This window comes from Marinomonas sp. ATLA20 (genome assembly GCF_057180105.1).
This window is the reverse complement of sequence record NZ_JBXUKU010000007.1, coordinates 11,414-26,558: the sequence shown is the minus strand read 5'-3', so window position 1 is coordinate 26,558 and position 15,145 is coordinate 11,414. Positions and strand designations below refer to the sequence as shown.

The following is a 15,145-nucleotide window of genomic DNA, read 5'->3' as shown; positions in this document are numbered from 1 at the left end:
CTCTCAATGAATTTGCAAAATGAGACTCTTAGCGAAGCACTTTCGAAACGACTTCAAGCAGCTTTTTAGGATCAAATGGTTTAACCATCCAACCCGTTGCTCCGGCTGCTTTGCCCTTCTGCTTCATGGTTTCACCTGCCTCTGTTGTTAAGACAATCAGTGGAACCCGAGCATAACTTGACATCGCACGTAGCGACTTAATTAAGGTGAGTCCATCCATGTTTGGCATGTTTTGATCTGTTAGAACGAAATCAAACATTTCACTCTTACAAAGGCTTAGTGCCGCTTGGCCATCATTTGCAGTTTTCACCGCGTACCCAGCACCTTTTAAGGTCATTTCCACCATTTGGCGAACAGAAGGGGAGTCATCTACGACAAGCAGTTTTTTACTCATAATTCATCCTAGTATCGTAAGGTTGTCTGTGTTGTGTTGGTGTTTTGATCATAAGAGAAGTCATGGCATAGGGTGTTTATAATGCCTAAGCCTCGACCGTAAGTTTGATCATTCGAAGTGGTGATTTCTTTCTCAATTTGATAGCCATTACCAGAGTCTGATACGGTTAATAAAAGCGCTTTTTGGGATGATGCCCAAGTAACCGATACTGTGATTTTTTGATCGTCACGCAGCGAATTAATGGCTGCCGTTCTATTGTCCAGATAAGAAATAAAGTCGATCTTCTTTAAATTGGATTGAATGTTTAAAATGCCGTGATCAACAGAGTTGACAATGAGTTCCGTCAGTACAGTAAATACTTTTTGGCAAAATGACTGTGAAAAACCATAACTTTCAAGTAGCTCTACTAGCTTTAAAGTGAAATGATCATTCAGCAGTGAGTTCCCAAAGAGCTCAAAGTTAAATGAAAAGTTTCCCTTTGGGCTTGGTTTTTCAACTGGACTGTCTGAGAGTTCTTTTCTTAGCGCCTCTAGATTTAAACTGCATAAGGTCATGTCATCGTGACTGATGGTCAAATCAGCTTCCATGGTATGCATGCGAGAGATTGTGTATTCTGGATCGTTAGGGAATTCAGCAATAAGAGAATAGCCCTCGTCAAAGCTGAGCATTGTCTCTAGGTGGCGTTTGTTTTCAATTAAGCCATCACTAAAAAATGAAATATATTCAATGCTATCCAGTGGGAAGACTTCAAGCTTAGTGCTGATGTCGTTGGTTGGAAGAATACCTATTGCCATATTTTTCGCAGGTACTTTATCGATTAGGTGTTGCTCTTTATCGAAAAGAAGTACATGTGGCATTCCTCCATTCCAGATACTGATGGTTTTCTTGGATAAGGATATCTCGATTAAAATGCAGGCAAAAAAACGGTTACTTGGGACGGTTTGAGAATGTTTGTCACTTAGCTCTCGTAAAATAGCACCAGGAGATAATCCCTTTGCTACCATAGCGTTAAAGGTCACAACCATTGGATACACTGTGATCGCAGCGGCCATACCATGACCTGTAGCATCACCTAACATAATAATTAGGTTACCGTTTGGTGACTTTGCTGATATGAGAATGTCCCCACAAAATCTTCCGCTAGAAAGCGTCGCTACATTCACCCCTTCAAATGATTGGGAATGTGTATGTAATATATGATCATAGACAAAAAAGGCGAGAGCTTCTTCTTGCTCTTTTTCTTGCATGATACTGAGATAGTTTGCATTGGCTCTAAATAGGGCTTGTTCCACCTCAGACCAATCCAGAAAGCTTTGTACTTTGTTCGATAAAAGCAGTGGTTGAATAGGTTTGTGGATAAAGTCTTTTACACCAGCTTCAAACAAACGCGCCATATGGTCACTATCATATTCCGCCGTCATCATCAGAATCGGCGCCATTGGATAGAGTTGGCGAATCTGTGGAATTAATTCATCGGATATTCCATCCGGTAAATGAATATCTAATAAGAAAAGTTTTATAGATTTATCACCAAGGCACTGGCGGGCTTCTTCCAGTGTCGTTGTTGAAATCACCTCAATACCCTTGTTCTTAAGTGCTTTAGACACTATCAAACGAGTTGAAGCGTTATCTTCTAATAAAAGAACATTGCCTATTTTATTCATAGCTAAATAGTTTCTCAAAATTAGCCATGTCTAGAATGTCTTTGGCAGTGCCATTTACATTTCGAATAATACCCTTTCCGGCATTGGTGCTAAGCTGGCGATGTAGAAGTACCATCATTCCTAGGGCTGAGGAGTCTACATAAGTGACGCGAGAAAAATCCAAGATGATTTTGTGTGTGTTTTTTAATGCTTCTTCATAAGCTTTGGTAAACCAACCGTGTGTACTAAAATCAAACCTTTCAGGCATATTAATTACTACGAAATCTGACATGCTCACCTCTCGTCCTTATTTAAAATAAATCAATGTCGCCGCTTTCAATGTTTTGCTGAGAAACAGGGTTATGTTTTTGTTGGCTGCGTTGTTTGATTGTTTCTAATTTATCCCTTAAAACATGTTCTATCTCGTCTGGAGATTCATTGTTAACAGAGCTTAGTTGCTCCCCCATAAAGCTTAATACTCCAAGGGTGTATTCAATATTTTGTCCGTTGATATCGTCAAACTGTAAGGCTCTGGTTGCATCGAAGATGGCTGACTCTAATGATTTTGCAAGGTTTTCAAGCTCTACCGTGACATTAGCGTCGTCTTCCGCTTTAGCGACGATATGTTCTAAAGCGCTGTTCATGGTTTTTTTAGATTCCATAATGTAGGTCACATCATGAGCCGCTAATCGTTCCATGGATTTTGTTAAATCAGAGACTTGATCTTGAATTTTTTTGAGGCGAGATTGAATAGCAATACTAAAGCCTGAAGAGCGATTGGACAGTGAGCGGACCTCATCTGCAACCACGGCAAAGCCTCGTCCAGCTTCGCCCGCTCGTGCCGCTTCTATCGCTGCATTAAGCGCCAAAAGGTTAGTTTGATCGGCAATATCATCAATGTCTTTCAAGGCTTTTGCGATTTCTGGCATTTCATCGTGTATTTCGTTTACTTTTGATAGTAGCTCCATAGAAGAGGCTGACATTTCAATCGTACTTTCGATGAATTTATCTAAAGTATCTGCGGTTTGTGCGGCAAATTCACGCATGACCTCGCTGTAATATTTATTATCATCACTATCTGTTTCAACTAAGTGATTAATACAGCTGGCTTGTTGCTCAATCAATGAGTTTGTTTCTATAAATGCATTATTAAGTAGCTCTACTGCACTTTTTTGTGTGGCAAGCACATTACTAAGATCATCTGAACAGACGGTTAATAAAGGTACTAAATCCCTACTAAAAAGTGCTTCAGGTATGGATACATGATCCGGTTGAAGTGGTGTATTTACTGATGTGTTTTCAGGCTGAGAAGGTGATAAAGGTTGGACTTTTTTTGAGCGCGATAAGAGTGTTGGAATAAACCCAAATACCGCAAGAACAGCAATGGCTTCCCACATCAAAGATTCATAAATCAAAATTCCCGCTAGAACTAACGCAACACAGTGGCAAAGAAGAAATCGCAACATTTTTATCCTTAAGTTGTTTAGATCATTCAATAGTATAAGTGTAGTCAATAAAAATAAGTTTTTTTAATTACTAATAAAAAAATCAATAAATTATTTTCTGAGTATAGTAGTAATAAGCTTCTTGTAAATGCAGTCTTTGCAAATTGATACAAAACACCATGAAACGTGACAAATCATTGATACAAGGATACATTCCAACTTTTTTGAGTAGCCAGAATAAAGTGTCGCAAGATTCATTTGGAAGCTGTCAGTAGAATAAAAAACAATCAAACAATATATTTTAGGATGTTGATTCAAAAAGTTTACTGATGCATATCAAGTAGAGACTAGTTCCGATCACTAGGGAAATTATTAACAAGTCTACTAAGCCTTAGTCTTTCAGAGAAATCGTCAAATAAGGCGTGACTCTGAAGGAGTATAGGTACCTTTCAAAGAGCCGCAACGATATGTGGCCTGTTACTTTTACTCTATGTACTGTATTTTCCTAACCTAATTCATTGTTGTTAGGAATTTTTATGTCTGCACTCTTTCATTATGCCTTCCATGTCACTTCCTTACGCGAAACACGGCTTTTTTACACGCAAGTTTTAGGTTGTAAGGAGGGGCGCAGTACTGAGACTTGGATAGATTTTGATTTTTATGGTCATCAATTGTCACTTCATTTAGGTGAGCCAAGTCCGACAACAAATACGGGAAGAGTAGGAGAGCATCTTGTTCCTATGCCTCACTTTGGTTTGATTTTACCGCTAGATGAATGGCAGAAAGTGGCCAAACGTTTAAGCGAAGCTAATGTGGCGTTTGATCTTGCTCCAAGCGTTCGCTTTGAAGGCCAGCCAGGCGAGCAATGGACGATGTTCTTTAAAGACCCAAGTGGCAACGCCATTGAATTGAAAGGATTTAAAGACTTAGCTCAGGTGTATGAACAATGATTCCTTTTGTTAGTCGTGCCGATTTGGCTGAACAGAGTATTTGGATTAAGCATTTATCAGCGGCTATGCCTGAAGAAGTGATTGTCCCTTTTGCCGATTTAACGCCGGAGCAAAAGCGGCAATGTGATATTGCTATTGTCGCTAATCCAGACCCTAATGATCTACTTTCATTACCTTCATTACAGTGGGTGCATAGTGTTTGGGCCGGTGTTGAACGCATGATGAATGAGTTATCCTCACCTTCGTTTTCGATAGTGCGTCTCGTCGATGCTAAGTTGGCCGAGACGATGTCTGAAGCGGTCTTGGCTTGGACACTTTACCTTCATCGTGACATGCCTACCTACGCGAAACAGCAGACAAAACAGTCTTGGACTCAACAACCTATGGTACGTGCTCAAGATCGGCGAATCGGCGTGCTTGGCTTGGGGGAATTAGGACGAGTAAGTTCGCAGCGTTTGGTTGCCAATGGTTTTCCCGTTGCTGGTTGGAGTCGTCATGAAAAGCAAATCGAAGGTGTTGAGTGCTTTCATGGTGAAGAGGGACTGGCTCTTTTATTGAAGCAAACTGATATACTTGTTTGCCTTTTACCTTTGACATCTGAAACAAAGGGCTTATTAGGTGAACGGCATTTATCGCTTTTACCAATTGGAGCCAGTCTAATTAATTTTGCTCGTGGGCCAATTATAGATGACGAGGTTTTACTAAATAAGCTGGAATGCAATGAGTTATCTCATGCTGTTTTAGATGTTTTTGCGCAAGAGCCGTTGCCCAAAAATCATCCTTATTGGTGCCATGATAGCGTGACTGTTCTGCCGCATATTTCTGCGCCTACAAATCCTGTTAGCGCAAGTGACATTGTCGCTAGGAATATTCAGCACTATCGATTGACTGGGAACCTACCTCCGGCAGTGGATAAGCTTCGCGGTTATTAGTGAAATAGTGCCAAATAAATCTAAAAATGGAGTCTGACATGCCACATTGTATTATCGAATATAGCCAAAATTTAGAGCAAGAAGTCCCACCAGTTGATCTTCTGGAAGCTGTCAAAGGCGCTTGTATTGCGTCGACCTTGTTTGCTGAAGAAGATATCAAGTTGCGTAGCTTCCCCTACAAGAGCTTCTTAACGGCAGGTAAGGAAGATGCTTTTGTCCATGTTGTTTTACGAATACTTTCAGGGCGAAGCCTTGAACAAAGAAAGCAGCTTTCTCATTTGGTTCTAGAGTCTTTAACACAATTTTCATTAAAGGATGTTAGCTTCTCTGTAGAGGTGTGTGAAATGGAACGAGATACCTACGCAAAAAAAGTCGTTCTTTCCCAATAAAATTAGACGTTTGTATTAAGAAGGTTTTAAAAATGAAAGCCATTGTATGCTCAATGATGCTTCTTCCGAGTTTGCTTTGGGCTGAAGTGGGAGCAAGTTCTCTTGATAATAAATCAGACAGCGGCTTTTTTAGCACGTCCGATACGACGACTGAAGAACAGGTAGATAGCCCTTATTCTCCTGAAGAGCCTGAAGTCCCTGAATCTATTAGTAAGCGAGCTAAAGAAGATAATGGATTACTGCAGCAAAGAGAGAATAGAGAACAGGCGACGGTGAATAATCCGTTTGTTTTAACGCCCCATAAACCCAATTATTTTCTACCCATAGCTTACACCTCGAACCCTAACGATCGCGCTTTTTTAGGCGATGCTAGCGATTCGGAAAGTCTACAAAGTGTCGAGTTTAAGTTTCAATTTAGCCTTAAATTTCCTGTGGCATATGATGTTGTTGGTAAAAATAGTAGCTTGTGGTTTGCCTACACTCAGCAAGCTTACTGGCAGGCCTATAACAGTAGCATTTCAGCACCTTTTCGCGATACTAATCATGAACCTGAAGCCTTTATTGTTACCAAGCCGAAACACGGTTTTTTAGGTATTAAGCCAAACTATGTCTCCTATGGTTTTGTTCATCAGTCTAATGGTCAGTCAAATGAGTTATCTCGTTCTTGGAATCGGTTTTATGTGGACTTCTTGTTTGAATATGAGGATACCGCTTTTTCCTTTAAACCTTGGTATCGGATTCCTGAAAGCTCAAGGGTGGACGATAATCCCAACATTGAAAATTATTATGGCTACGGCGAGCTCAATGTCATACATGTTATCGATGATTATACTATTGACGTAATGCTGAGAAATAATCTTAAATCATCCGATAATAGGGGAGCGGTACAGGTAGGTTTTACGTTTCCTTTGTGGGGGAAAACACGCGGTTACATTCAATATTTTAATGGATATGGGCAATCTTTATTAGATTATAACCATCAGACTCAGTCGCTTGGCATCGGTATTATGCTGACCAATTGGTTGTAACATTGGCTGCGTATATCATCGTCACTGAAAGCTTTTCGTCATCTTTTTGTAATGATTGTGTCATTTTTAGCTTTTAAGGTGGTTATAAATCTAACCTAGGAGCTAAACCATGAAGTTGAAATTCTTACCTGTTGCAACCGGCCTAATTGCATTGTCTCTGTTGACTGCTTGCGGTGAAACGGTAAAAAAGCAAGACACTATGCCTACCGCTGAAACAATGTCTTTGAACAATGATGATTTGTACGAAGTGCATCACGAAGGTCGTATTTATGTTTTTGACGATCGTGGTGTGTATGAAGACTTTTTGCAGGTAGGTGAAACATCTTATCGTAAAGTGCGCATTGGTGATGGCCCAAAAGGTGAAACCATTGTTTTCGGTCTAACTAATGCGGATAAGAAAAAAATGTCGGGTATTGCGGCTGTTGACATGTATGACGGCGAGCTAAAAGCGGCAGACTCTTTCTACGGTGAAATGCGTATCGAAGGTCGTATTTATGTGTTTGGTTCTTTGCAAGAAATGAATGATGCCCGCGCTGTTGGTGAAGTGCCTCTTCGCTATACCGATATCGGTTCTGGCCCAAAGGGTGAAACCGTCGTTTACGCATTGAACGGTAGTAACAAAAAAGTGAAGCCAGAAGCAATGATCGAGAAATTTCATAAAATGAATCACATGAATTAATCATGGCAATCTAAGATCGCAAAAAATACCTCGCTGTGTCGAGGTATTTTTTGTCTCGACTTTATGGTTTAGGCATGTCACTAAGTTGTCATACTAATGCCACAGAACGGACATTTTACTGGTTTATGTTGAAAGTATGATAAAACCAGTGAGGTGATAAGTATGAATATATTTCAGAATATCCACGCCGTAGATGTACAGACTTTTTCTTGGTGTATGGCGAGAAAGCATCGCGCCACATTAACTCGTATTGGTCGTGCTGTTTCATTTTCAGCGGATGGGCCGTTTTATGCCATACTGGCGCTGCTGCTTTGGTTCGCTGGAGAGCAGATGCTGACGCTTATATTGGTATTTGGTTTTTTAATTGAGAGAGCTTTATACCTCTTGCTAAAACGCGGTTTCAAGCGTCATCGCCCAGCAGATGCGCTCGATAATTTCAACAGCTTTATTATTCCCGCCGATCAATTTTCTTTTCCATCAGGTCATACATCCGGGGCATTTTTTATGGCCTTTTGTTTATCTGAGTGGTTTCCAAGTATGAATTTAATCTTCTATTTCTGGGCGGTAAACGTAGGATTGTCACGTATTTTTCTTGGTGTTCATTTTCCGACAGATACCGTAATTGGCGCCTTGTTAGGTACGGCCTGTGCTGCATTAGCGATAGGGATTTTAGTATGAATATATTGTATGGTGTTCAAGGAACAGGGAATGGTCATATTACTCGCGCTCGAGCCATGGCGGTTGAGATGTATGCTGCAGGCATAGATGTTGATTTTGTTTTTTCAGGTCGTCCGCCAGAAGATTATTTCGATATGGCCGTATTCGGTGATTATCGAACGTTTCAAGGCTTGAGCTTTGTTGCTCGAAATGGTCAGTTGGATCTGTACGCGACCTGCAAGAACGCTAATTTTTTGAAGCTATACCGAGATATTCGTACGATTGATACTCACGGTTATGATTTGGTGATCACGGATTTTGAGCCCATTGTTGCTTGGGCGGCTAAACGTCAAGGTGTTCCTTGCGTCGGGTTTGGCCATCAGTATGCCTTTAAGTACGATATCCCGCGTTATAAAAAGAATTTTATAGCCCAATGGATTATGTCAAATTTTGCGCCTGCAGCAACTCAGTTAGGCGCACACTGGCACCACTTTGGTCATCCTATTTTGCCGCCACTGATTCATACGCAACAAATAAAGAACATGGCGGACCCAGAGCAGGTTTTGGTCTATCTGCCTTTTGAGAACAGTGAGGCGGTGTTAGATTGGTTAGAGGGGGTGCAGAATTATCGTTTCCGCCTTCATTGCAAGGATATTGAGCCTGGACTTTATGGTAATGTAGAGGTGTTTCCTTTTAGTCGAGAAGTCTTTCAAAAGAACTTAGGTGAGTGTGAGTCTGTGCTGTGTAATGCTGGATTTGAATTAAATTCAGAGGCCTTGCAGCTTGGTCGTCGCATTCTCGCTAAACCTTTGAAAGGTCAAATCGAGCAACACTCTAATGCCATCGCGTTAGAGTTTTTAGAAATAGCGAAAACGAGCGATGTATTGAACTCGCAAATCATTCAAGAGTGGCTAGAAACAAGTAGAGTCATTCAGATTTCTTATCCCAACGTTGCTCGAGCTGTTGTTGCGTGGTTGCAATCTGGTGACGAAATTAGTGTATCGGATTTGTGCGAGTCTTTGTGGCAGCAGACTCCTAATTTGCGCGGTATTAATTTCAACTATAGTAAGCAATCCGCAATCGATAATACTAAGAGGATAAAAAGTGTTACGGCTTAAGAAAATAGGCCGTAACACTTTTTATTTACCGTTAAGCACTCAATGTCTTTTTAAAGAAACTAATAGTGCGCTCCCAGGCAAGCTCTGCGTTTTTCTCTTGATAACGGGCGGTCGAATCATTATGGAAACCATGATTCGCGTTAGGATATACATACGCTGTGTATTCCACATTGTTCGCTTTTAATGCTTTCTCATAAGCTGGCCAAGAGTCATTCACTCGTTTATCCAACTCTGCAAAATGCAGCTGTAGTGGTGCTGTAATTTTATCTATGTTGGATTTTGCAGGTGTACCGTAATAAGGTGCACCTGCATGAATAGTGTCTGGCATTGCTGCTGCTAAGGCATTTGTCAAATACCCTCCATAACAAAATCCGACCATGCCTACTTTTCCAGTACTCAATTCATGGTTTTTCAGCAGCGTTGCGGCATCCATAAAGTCCCCTTCGATTTTATTTCCGTCCAAGGTTTTTTGCATTGCACGACCTTCATCGTCATTACCTGGATAACCACCTAAAGGGAAGAGAGCATCAGGAGCAAAAGCGATGAATCCGGCTTTTGCTAGCCGTCTTGCAACATCCTCTATGTATGGGTTGAGGCCACGGTTTTCGTGCGCAACTAGAACGGCTGCCGCTTTGTTATCGGCATTAACATTTTTGGGAATGACTAAATAGCCACGAGCTTTACCATGTCCGTTCGGCGATTCGTATTCAACGTAACTCGCCGTAATATCTGGATCATTAAATGACACTTGTTCAGCCAATGCGTAATTTGGCGTTAGTGCACCTGCGACGACAGAAAGGGTCAGTCCCGTCACGCTAAGTGTGCCGAGACGAGACAAGAAAGTACGGCGATCTATATCGCCATGGGCGTATTCATCGTACCAGTCGAATGCTTCTTGAGGGATCTTTTCGCTTGTTAACACTTTATTAATGGGTCTTTCTGTTGGTAAAGTCATCGCAATTCCTTCTTTAAATTTATAGAGTGAAATTCAGCAACGCATCTTCCTTAGAACTTATTAATGGAAAGTGGTTCAATGGATACGTGGGAAAAAAGATCTTAGATGATATTAATTGATCTTTTTTTTTAAACAGTACGTATTTAAGCTAGCAGAAAAATCCAGTGTTGTTATAAACAAACTATCAATACTGAATCGATAGTATTTTTTCATGTGGTTAATGACAATAACTCAGTAGGAAAGGACACTAATGACGCGTAAAATGCCAATTATTATTACCGGCGGAGGGCAACGTCTAGGTCTTGCTTGCGCTAAAGCGTTAGTTGCTCAAGGATACAAGGTGGTTATCACCTATCGCAGAGAACGAGAAGATATTGCCATCTTAGAAGAGCAGGGGATTTCTTGCATACAAGCGGACTTTTCTACTAGTTCTGGAGTGGATAAATTTATTAAAGTTATAACGGATCAGTATTCTGCGCTTGGCGGCATTATTCATAATGCATCCGAATGGGAGTCTGAAGACGGTTGTTTGGATACAGCGTTATTGATGGAAAAAATGTGGCAAGTTCACGTATTTGCTCCTTACCGTATAAATCTGGCTTTCGAAGCATTATTATGTGCAGGTTCTGAGCAAGATGGGCAAGCAGATATTATTCACATGACGGATTATGTGGTTGAAAAAGGCAGTGATAAACACATTGCTTACTCAGCCAGTAAAGCAGGCTTGGCGAATTTAACTTGCTCGTTTGCTAAACGATTTGCACCTCGAATTAAAGTTAATTCGATCGCTCCATCACTTTTAATGTTTAACAGTAGTGATGACGTCGAATATAGGAACAAAGCATTGAATAAATCCTTGCTGCGCAAGGAGCCAGGGGAGCAAGAAGGTGTGCGAGCGATACAGTACATATTAGACAGTCGCTACATGACAGGTCGAACCTTGTCACTTGATGGAGGCCGACATTTGGCGTAGTTCGCCAAATAGGACTTCTTTTTTGAACGCCTTCATGTCACGAGACAGGGTTAAGCAACTTAGGACAAACATATGAAAGCTAACACAGCTGAACAAACAAATTTAAACCGCCTTGCGTTGTCTGATGAGGCGATAAAAGTACGCGATGCTCTTATCAACAGCGGTCTAGAAACCCCGATGATTGATAACGGTTTAACGAACGAAGAAAAATACCAGCGTATCAAAAGTGCATTCGAAGATGTAGTGTCAACGCTTGGTCTGGATTTGACTGATGACAGTCTGGCTGAAACGCCACACCGTATTGCCAAAATGTACGTGAAAGAAATTTTTTCTGGTTTAGATTACGCGCAGTTTCCAAAGATCACCGTTATTGAAAATAAGATGCAAGTGGATGAAATGGTAAAAGTGAGCGATATCAGCTTTACCAGCACTTGTGAACATCACTTCGTGACGATTGATGGTTTAGCCAAAGTTGCTTATTTGCCTAAAACTAAGATCATTGGTTTATCTAAAATTAATCGTATTGTGCGCTTTTTTGCCCAGCGTCCACAGGTGCAAGAGCGTCTGACTCAGCAAATTTTAGTGACCTTGCAAGCCTTGTTAGAAACAGACAACGTTGCGGTGAGCATCAGTGCTGTGCATTATTGCGTTAAAGCCCGAGGTGTTATGGACGCAAGTTCTTCAACTCAAACCACAGCTTTGGGTGGATTGTTTAAACGCAGCGACAAAACGCGTGGTGAGTTCCTTGCAAGATAAGAGCCTTGCAAGATAAGAGTCGGCAAAATAGAGCTAACTCTCCTCGCTAAGTAGTAATTTTAATAAAAAGAGTCTATTCATATAGGCTCTTTTTTTATGGGGCAAATTAAGGCAAAGTGTTCCTGTATATGCGCTATTAGGCTTTGAGGCATTTGATATGACGGATAAAAAAACGGTTTGGTTTCCAGCGAAAAAGAATGGCTTGGGTTGGGGGAAGCCAAATACATGGCAAGGATGGGCGGTTTTAGCGTTATATCTGCTGGCGGTCGTTGTTATTAGTATTGTTAATGATCCAAAAACTGAGCTGCTTAAATGGGCTGTGTCCGTTGTTGTTAGCACGCTTATTTTGATTGCTTGCTATTACTGGAAAGGGGAAGCGCCAAATTGGAAATGGAAGACGATAGAAAAAGAAAAACGTAAATGGCGTTAGGCCGTTATTTATAAAATAGATACGTTCAAATAAGCAAATTTCAATAAGGATATTTAGAGTGCGCACATCAGGCGTTTTGTTGTTTATTGCTTATTTAGGCTTCATTAGTTTGGGCTTACCAGACGCCGCCCATGGTATCAATTGGCCATTTGTTCGTACGGAATTTGGTGTTCCTACTGGCTGGCTAGGTTTGGTCATTGCAGCTGGTGGCGTGGGCTATTTAATGTCGAGCTTTTCAGTCGGCTATTTAATGACCCGCTTTGGTGTGGGTTGGTTATTGGTTGTCAGCAGCTTGCTGGTAAGTTTTGGTCTATTCGGATTCTATTTTAGTCCTTCTTTTATTATTTTTGTCTTGTTCTCTATCGTCATTGGTATGGGGTCAGGCGCTATTGATGCTGGGCTTAACGCCTATGCAGCAGAGCATTTTTCAACTCGTCATATGAATTGGTTGCATGCTGCGTTCGGTGTTGGTGCAACCGCAGGTCCGATTATTGTCACAAGTGTTTTGGTTAGCTTTTCCCAGAACTGGCGTCTGGGTTATGCCGTTCTCGCGACAATATTATTTGTCATGGCTGTGGTGTTTGTATTTAGTCGGCACCTTTGGGAAAGTGAGAAACATAGCCCTAAAAAAGCCGATACTAAAGTCGATGGTACGCCAGCAATTACGCAGCTTCAGGCATTGAAGCATCCTGTTATTCGCTTTCAAATTGTGTTTTTCTTTTTATACGCTGGTGTTGAAGTTGGTGTTGGTCAGTGGGCGTTCACAGTGATGACCGAGTCTCGAAATATCTCGTTAGCCAGTGCAGGGACTTGGGTTGCCGTTTACTGGGGAGCTTTGGCGTTTGGTCGTGCTATTTTTGGTTTCTTAGTGGAGCGTTTTTCTGTCGATCAATTATTGCGTCTTTGTTTGGTTGGTGTTGCTTTAGGCGCACTCTCTTTTACGATGAGTGGGACGCCATATACGAGCTATTTTGGCTTGGCATTGATGGGGTTCTGCGCTGCACCGATTTTTCCTTGCATGATTTCGCAAACGGCAGCGCGAGTTGGTAAAAGGTATTCTGTCCATGCGATTGGCTTTCAAATGAGTGCCGCAGTATTTGGTGCTATGACCTTGCCATTCTTAAGTGGTGTGATTGGCGGACATTTTGGACTGACCTTGTTAACCGTCAGCTTTCTGTTTTATGCATTGTTACTGTTTGGTTTGTTTCAGGTGATTTTAAGGCGTGCAGCCTGATCTCAGATCAGGCTTTGGTAGACAACTAAATCTAATCGTTTTCTTGATCTAGCGTGTTACGTTTTAATAAATTTGGGAACAGATACATCCAAATACCGACGACAGCAATGGTTCCCACTCCGCCAATAACAATGGCGGGAACCACACCGAACCAAGCTGCGGTGACCCCAGATTCAAATTCCCCTAATTGATTAGAACTGCCAATGAAAACCGAATTGGCAGCACTGACTCGGCCACGCATTTCATCGGGCGTTTCTAATTGAACCAATGTCGAGCGGATGACCACACTTATCATGTCGGATGATCCAAGCAAGATGAGAGCGATCATTGATAAAATCAGGTTCTCGGATAAACCAAATAAAATCGTTGCGACACCAAAAATAGCCACGGCAGCAAACATGATTTTCCCGACGCTGTGGGTTAACGGATGACGTGCTAAGTACACTGACATGAGTAATGCGCCAAGTGCTGGAGCGCAGCGCAATAACCCCAAGCCCCATGGCCCCGTATGAAGTATATCCTTGGCAACAATGGGTAAAAGAGCCGTCGCGCCACCGAGGAGAACCGCAAACATGTCCAGAGACACGGAACCAAGAATGACCTTGTTACCGCGGATAAAGCTTAAACCACCGAATAGATGTTCCATGCTGATTGGCGACTTACTTTTTACGGTGAAGTTGTAATGTAAGAAAAACATGATGACGCAAGAGACTAAAAAGCAACTCATGCTAGAAAGGTAAAGCGTAGTTGGTCCTAAAAGATAAATTAAGCCCCCAAGCGCTGGCCCTGCAATGACCGATATCTCTCGTGCAGAAGCGATAGCACTAATGGCGCGAGATAGTAATTCATTGGGAACAAGATTTGGAAGAATGGCTTGGTTCGCTGGCATTTCAAAGGCCCTTGCTGTGCCTAGTAGAGCAGCGCAAAGGTAAATCATATTGGCTGAGATGCTTTCAGTCATATTTCCGTACGCTAGAATTCCAACTGTCATTGCCATAGTGAAACGCGTACAAACACAAATAAGTCGACGGTTATAGCGATCTGCGACGTGCCCTACGACCAAGGTTAATAGTAGTTGCGGGAGAAACTGGCAAAGCCCCACTAGCCCTAGTGCCATTGGGCTATTGGTCAGGTCGTACATTTGCCAGCCAATCCCCACACTGAGCATCTGGAAAGCAAAGGAAGACGCTATTTGACCGATCCAAAAATGGACAAAATTAGGGTGCTTAAAAAGAGGCTGCATGATTTCCTTTCTTTATTTGCTGAAACAATAATGAGTGGTTTTATAGCTGATCGACTTTTTGTGTTTAGCCGTCGCTATTAGTAGGGAAGGCGCACTGATCGTTAAGTCAGATTTTACGTGTTTTTTTATTCTAGGTGCAAAGATAAAGCCGTATTTATATCGTTGTTTTATTGATACTTATTATTTTTGATTAGAGTTTTTGACCATAATACCCAGAAAAAAACACCAAAATATGATAATTTATTGCTCACTTTATCAGGATGATAAATAACCCCTTTTTAAACGCAAGTTTGCCTTGGTAAGTTTGTTTAAGTGGGTC

Annotated in this window: 17 protein-coding genes; 11 read left to right on the top strand and 6 right to left on the bottom strand. The window is 41.5% G+C overall.

Annotation, left to right across the window (positions count from 1 at the left end; genetic code table 11):
• Positions 1-28 precede the first annotated feature (28 nt).
• From AC2A4J_RS12880 to AC2A4J_RS12865, 4 genes are read right to left on the bottom strand one after another with little or no spacing between them, the layout of a single operon-like run.
• Positions 29-394, bottom strand: coding sequence for a response regulator (locus AC2A4J_RS12880; protein ID WP_255825830.1), 366 nt, complete (start codon positions 392-394; stop codon positions 29-31).
• Positions 395-402: 8 nt separating this feature from the next.
• Positions 403-2,058 carry a SpoIIE family protein phosphatase gene (locus AC2A4J_RS12875; protein WP_484176307.1) on the bottom strand — a complete coding sequence of 552 codons (1,656 nt, stop codon included), beginning with the start codon at positions 2,056-2,058 and terminating at the stop codon, positions 403-405.
• Positions 2,051-2,329 carry an STAS domain-containing protein gene (locus AC2A4J_RS12870; protein ID WP_484176306.1) on the bottom strand — a complete coding sequence of 93 codons (279 nt, stop codon included), beginning with the start codon at positions 2,327-2,329 and terminating at the stop codon, positions 2,051-2,053. The genes AC2A4J_RS12875 and AC2A4J_RS12870 overlap by 8 nt, the downstream gene beginning before the upstream one ends.
• A gap of 19 nt (positions 2,330-2,348) precedes the next feature.
• Complete coding sequence (locus AC2A4J_RS12865) at positions 2,349-3,005, bottom strand: methyl-accepting chemotaxis protein (RefSeq protein ID WP_484176455.1); 657 nt, start codon at positions 3,003-3,005, stop codon at positions 2,349-2,351.
• A 1,013-nt stretch (positions 3,006-4,018) separates the two neighbouring features.
• Between AC2A4J_RS12865 and AC2A4J_RS12860 the strand changes: the two genes are divergently transcribed.
• The 7 genes from AC2A4J_RS12860 (at position 4,019) to AC2A4J_RS12830 (ending at position 9,235) form a co-directional block, all read left to right on the top strand.
• The gene (locus AC2A4J_RS12860; protein ID WP_484176305.1) at positions 4,019-4,432 is read left to right on the top strand and encodes a VOC family protein; all 414 of its coding nucleotides are present in this window, start codon (positions 4,019-4,021) and stop codon (positions 4,430-4,432) included.
• On the top strand, positions 4,429-5,364 hold the full coding sequence (locus AC2A4J_RS12855; RefSeq protein ID WP_484176304.1) for a 2-hydroxyacid dehydrogenase: 936 nt from the start codon (positions 4,429-4,431) through the stop codon (positions 5,362-5,364). The genes AC2A4J_RS12860 and AC2A4J_RS12855 overlap by 4 nt, the downstream gene beginning before the upstream one ends.
• A 38-nt stretch (positions 5,365-5,402) precedes the next feature.
• Positions 5,403-5,753, top strand: coding sequence for a 5-carboxymethyl-2-hydroxymuconate Delta-isomerase (locus tag AC2A4J_RS12850; RefSeq protein WP_484176303.1), 351 nt, complete (start codon positions 5,403-5,405; stop codon positions 5,751-5,753).
• A gap of 32 nt (positions 5,754-5,785) precedes the next feature.
• Positions 5,786-6,781, top strand: a complete 996-nt coding sequence (locus AC2A4J_RS12845; protein WP_255825823.1) for a phospholipase A — start codon at positions 5,786-5,788, stop codon at positions 6,779-6,781.
• Between the two features lie 109 nt (positions 6,782-6,890).
• Entirely contained in the window at positions 6,891-7,460 is a 570-nt protein-coding gene (locus tag AC2A4J_RS12840; protein WP_484176302.1) for a hypothetical protein, read from the top strand.
• 162 nt (positions 7,461-7,622) lie between these two features.
• The gene (locus AC2A4J_RS12835; protein WP_484176301.1) at positions 7,623-8,138 is read left to right on the top strand and encodes a phosphatase PAP2 family protein; all 516 of its coding nucleotides are present in this window, start codon (positions 7,623-7,625) and stop codon (positions 8,136-8,138) included.
• Complete coding sequence (locus AC2A4J_RS12830) at positions 8,135-9,235, top strand: MJ1255/VC2487 family glycosyltransferase (protein WP_484176300.1); 1,101 nt, start codon at positions 8,135-8,137, stop codon at positions 9,233-9,235. The genes AC2A4J_RS12835 and AC2A4J_RS12830 overlap by 4 nt, the downstream gene beginning before the upstream one ends.
• Before the next feature lie 31 nt (positions 9,236-9,266).
• On the opposite strand, the gene AC2A4J_RS12825 is transcribed toward AC2A4J_RS12830, so the two are convergent.
• Positions 9,267-10,190, bottom strand: coding sequence for a dienelactone hydrolase family protein (locus tag AC2A4J_RS12825; RefSeq protein WP_484176299.1), 924 nt, complete (start codon positions 10,188-10,190; stop codon positions 9,267-9,269).
• A gap of 250 nt (positions 10,191-10,440) precedes the next feature.
• On the opposite strand from AC2A4J_RS12825, the gene folM reads away from it, so the two are divergent.
• From folM to AC2A4J_RS12805, 4 genes are all read left to right on the top strand, one after another.
• A complete protein-coding gene (folM, locus tag AC2A4J_RS12820; RefSeq protein WP_255825816.1) occupies positions 10,441-11,163 on the top strand; it encodes a dihydromonapterin reductase in 723 nt (240 codons plus the stop codon).
• Positions 11,164-11,235: 72 nt separating this feature from the next.
• A complete protein-coding gene (gene folE / locus AC2A4J_RS12815) occupies positions 11,236-11,919 on the top strand; it encodes a GTP cyclohydrolase I FolE (RefSeq protein WP_255825815.1) in 684 nt (227 codons plus the stop codon).
• A 157-nt stretch (positions 11,920-12,076) separates the two neighbouring features.
• The gene (locus AC2A4J_RS12810; protein ID WP_255825813.1) at positions 12,077-12,349 is read left to right on the top strand and encodes a hypothetical protein; all 273 of its coding nucleotides are present in this window, start codon (positions 12,077-12,079) and stop codon (positions 12,347-12,349) included.
• A gap of 58 nt (positions 12,350-12,407) precedes the next feature.
• Positions 12,408-13,583 (top strand): MFS transporter, encoded by a 1,176-nt coding sequence (locus AC2A4J_RS12805; RefSeq protein WP_484176298.1) that lies wholly within the window; start codon positions 12,408-12,410, stop codon positions 13,581-13,583.
• A gap of 31 nt (positions 13,584-13,614) precedes the next feature.
• On the opposite strand, the gene AC2A4J_RS12800 is transcribed toward AC2A4J_RS12805, so the two are convergent.
• Positions 13,615-14,826 carry an MFS transporter gene (locus tag AC2A4J_RS12800; protein WP_255825811.1) on the bottom strand — a complete coding sequence of 404 codons (1,212 nt, stop codon included), beginning with the start codon at positions 14,824-14,826 and terminating at the stop codon, positions 13,615-13,617.
• Positions 14,827-15,145 lie beyond the last annotated feature (319 nt).

What these genes read in the sequence shown, in the direction of transcription:
- AC2A4J_RS12880 (WP_255825830.1), bottom strand. Translation starts at nt 394, where the DNA reads ATGAGTAAAAAACTGCTTGTCGTAGATGACTCCCCTTCTGTTCGCCAA.
- AC2A4J_RS12875 (WP_484176307.1), bottom strand. Translation starts at nt 2,058, where the DNA reads ATGAATAAAATAGGCAATGTTCTTTTATTAGAAGATAACGCTTCAACT.
- AC2A4J_RS12870 (WP_484176306.1), bottom strand. Translation starts at nt 2,329, where the DNA reads ATGTCAGATTTCGTAGTAATTAATATGCCTGAAAGGTTTGATTTTAGT.
- AC2A4J_RS12865 (WP_484176455.1), bottom strand. Translation starts at nt 3,005, where the DNA reads ATGGAGCTACTATCAAAAGTAAACGAAATACACGATGAAATGCCAGAA.
- AC2A4J_RS12860 (WP_484176305.1), top strand. Translation starts at nt 4,019, where the DNA reads ATGTCTGCACTCTTTCATTATGCCTTCCATGTCACTTCCTTACGCGAA.
- AC2A4J_RS12855 (WP_484176304.1), top strand. Translation starts at nt 4,429, where the DNA reads ATGATTCCTTTTGTTAGTCGTGCCGATTTGGCTGAACAGAGTATTTGG.
- AC2A4J_RS12850 (WP_484176303.1), top strand. Translation starts at nt 5,403, where the DNA reads ATGCCACATTGTATTATCGAATATAGCCAAAATTTAGAGCAAGAAGTC.
- AC2A4J_RS12845 (WP_255825823.1), top strand. Translation starts at nt 5,786, where the DNA reads ATGAAAGCCATTGTATGCTCAATGATGCTTCTTCCGAGTTTGCTTTGG.
- AC2A4J_RS12840 (WP_484176302.1), top strand. Translation starts at nt 6,891, where the DNA reads ATGAAGTTGAAATTCTTACCTGTTGCAACCGGCCTAATTGCATTGTCT.
- AC2A4J_RS12835 (WP_484176301.1), top strand. Translation starts at nt 7,623, where the DNA reads ATGAATATATTTCAGAATATCCACGCCGTAGATGTACAGACTTTTTCT.
- AC2A4J_RS12830 (WP_484176300.1), top strand. Translation starts at nt 8,135, where the DNA reads ATGAATATATTGTATGGTGTTCAAGGAACAGGGAATGGTCATATTACT.
- AC2A4J_RS12825 (WP_484176299.1), bottom strand. Translation starts at nt 10,190, where the DNA reads ATGACTTTACCAACAGAAAGACCCATTAATAAAGTGTTAACAAGCGAA.
- folM (WP_255825816.1), top strand. Translation starts at nt 10,441, where the DNA reads ATGACGCGTAAAATGCCAATTATTATTACCGGCGGAGGGCAACGTCTA.
- folE (WP_255825815.1), top strand. Translation starts at nt 11,236, where the DNA reads ATGAAAGCTAACACAGCTGAACAAACAAATTTAAACCGCCTTGCGTTG.
- AC2A4J_RS12810 (WP_255825813.1), top strand. Translation starts at nt 12,077, where the DNA reads ATGACGGATAAAAAAACGGTTTGGTTTCCAGCGAAAAAGAATGGCTTG.
- AC2A4J_RS12800 (WP_255825811.1), bottom strand. Translation starts at nt 14,826, where the DNA reads ATGCAGCCTCTTTTTAAGCACCCTAATTTTGTCCATTTTTGGATCGGT.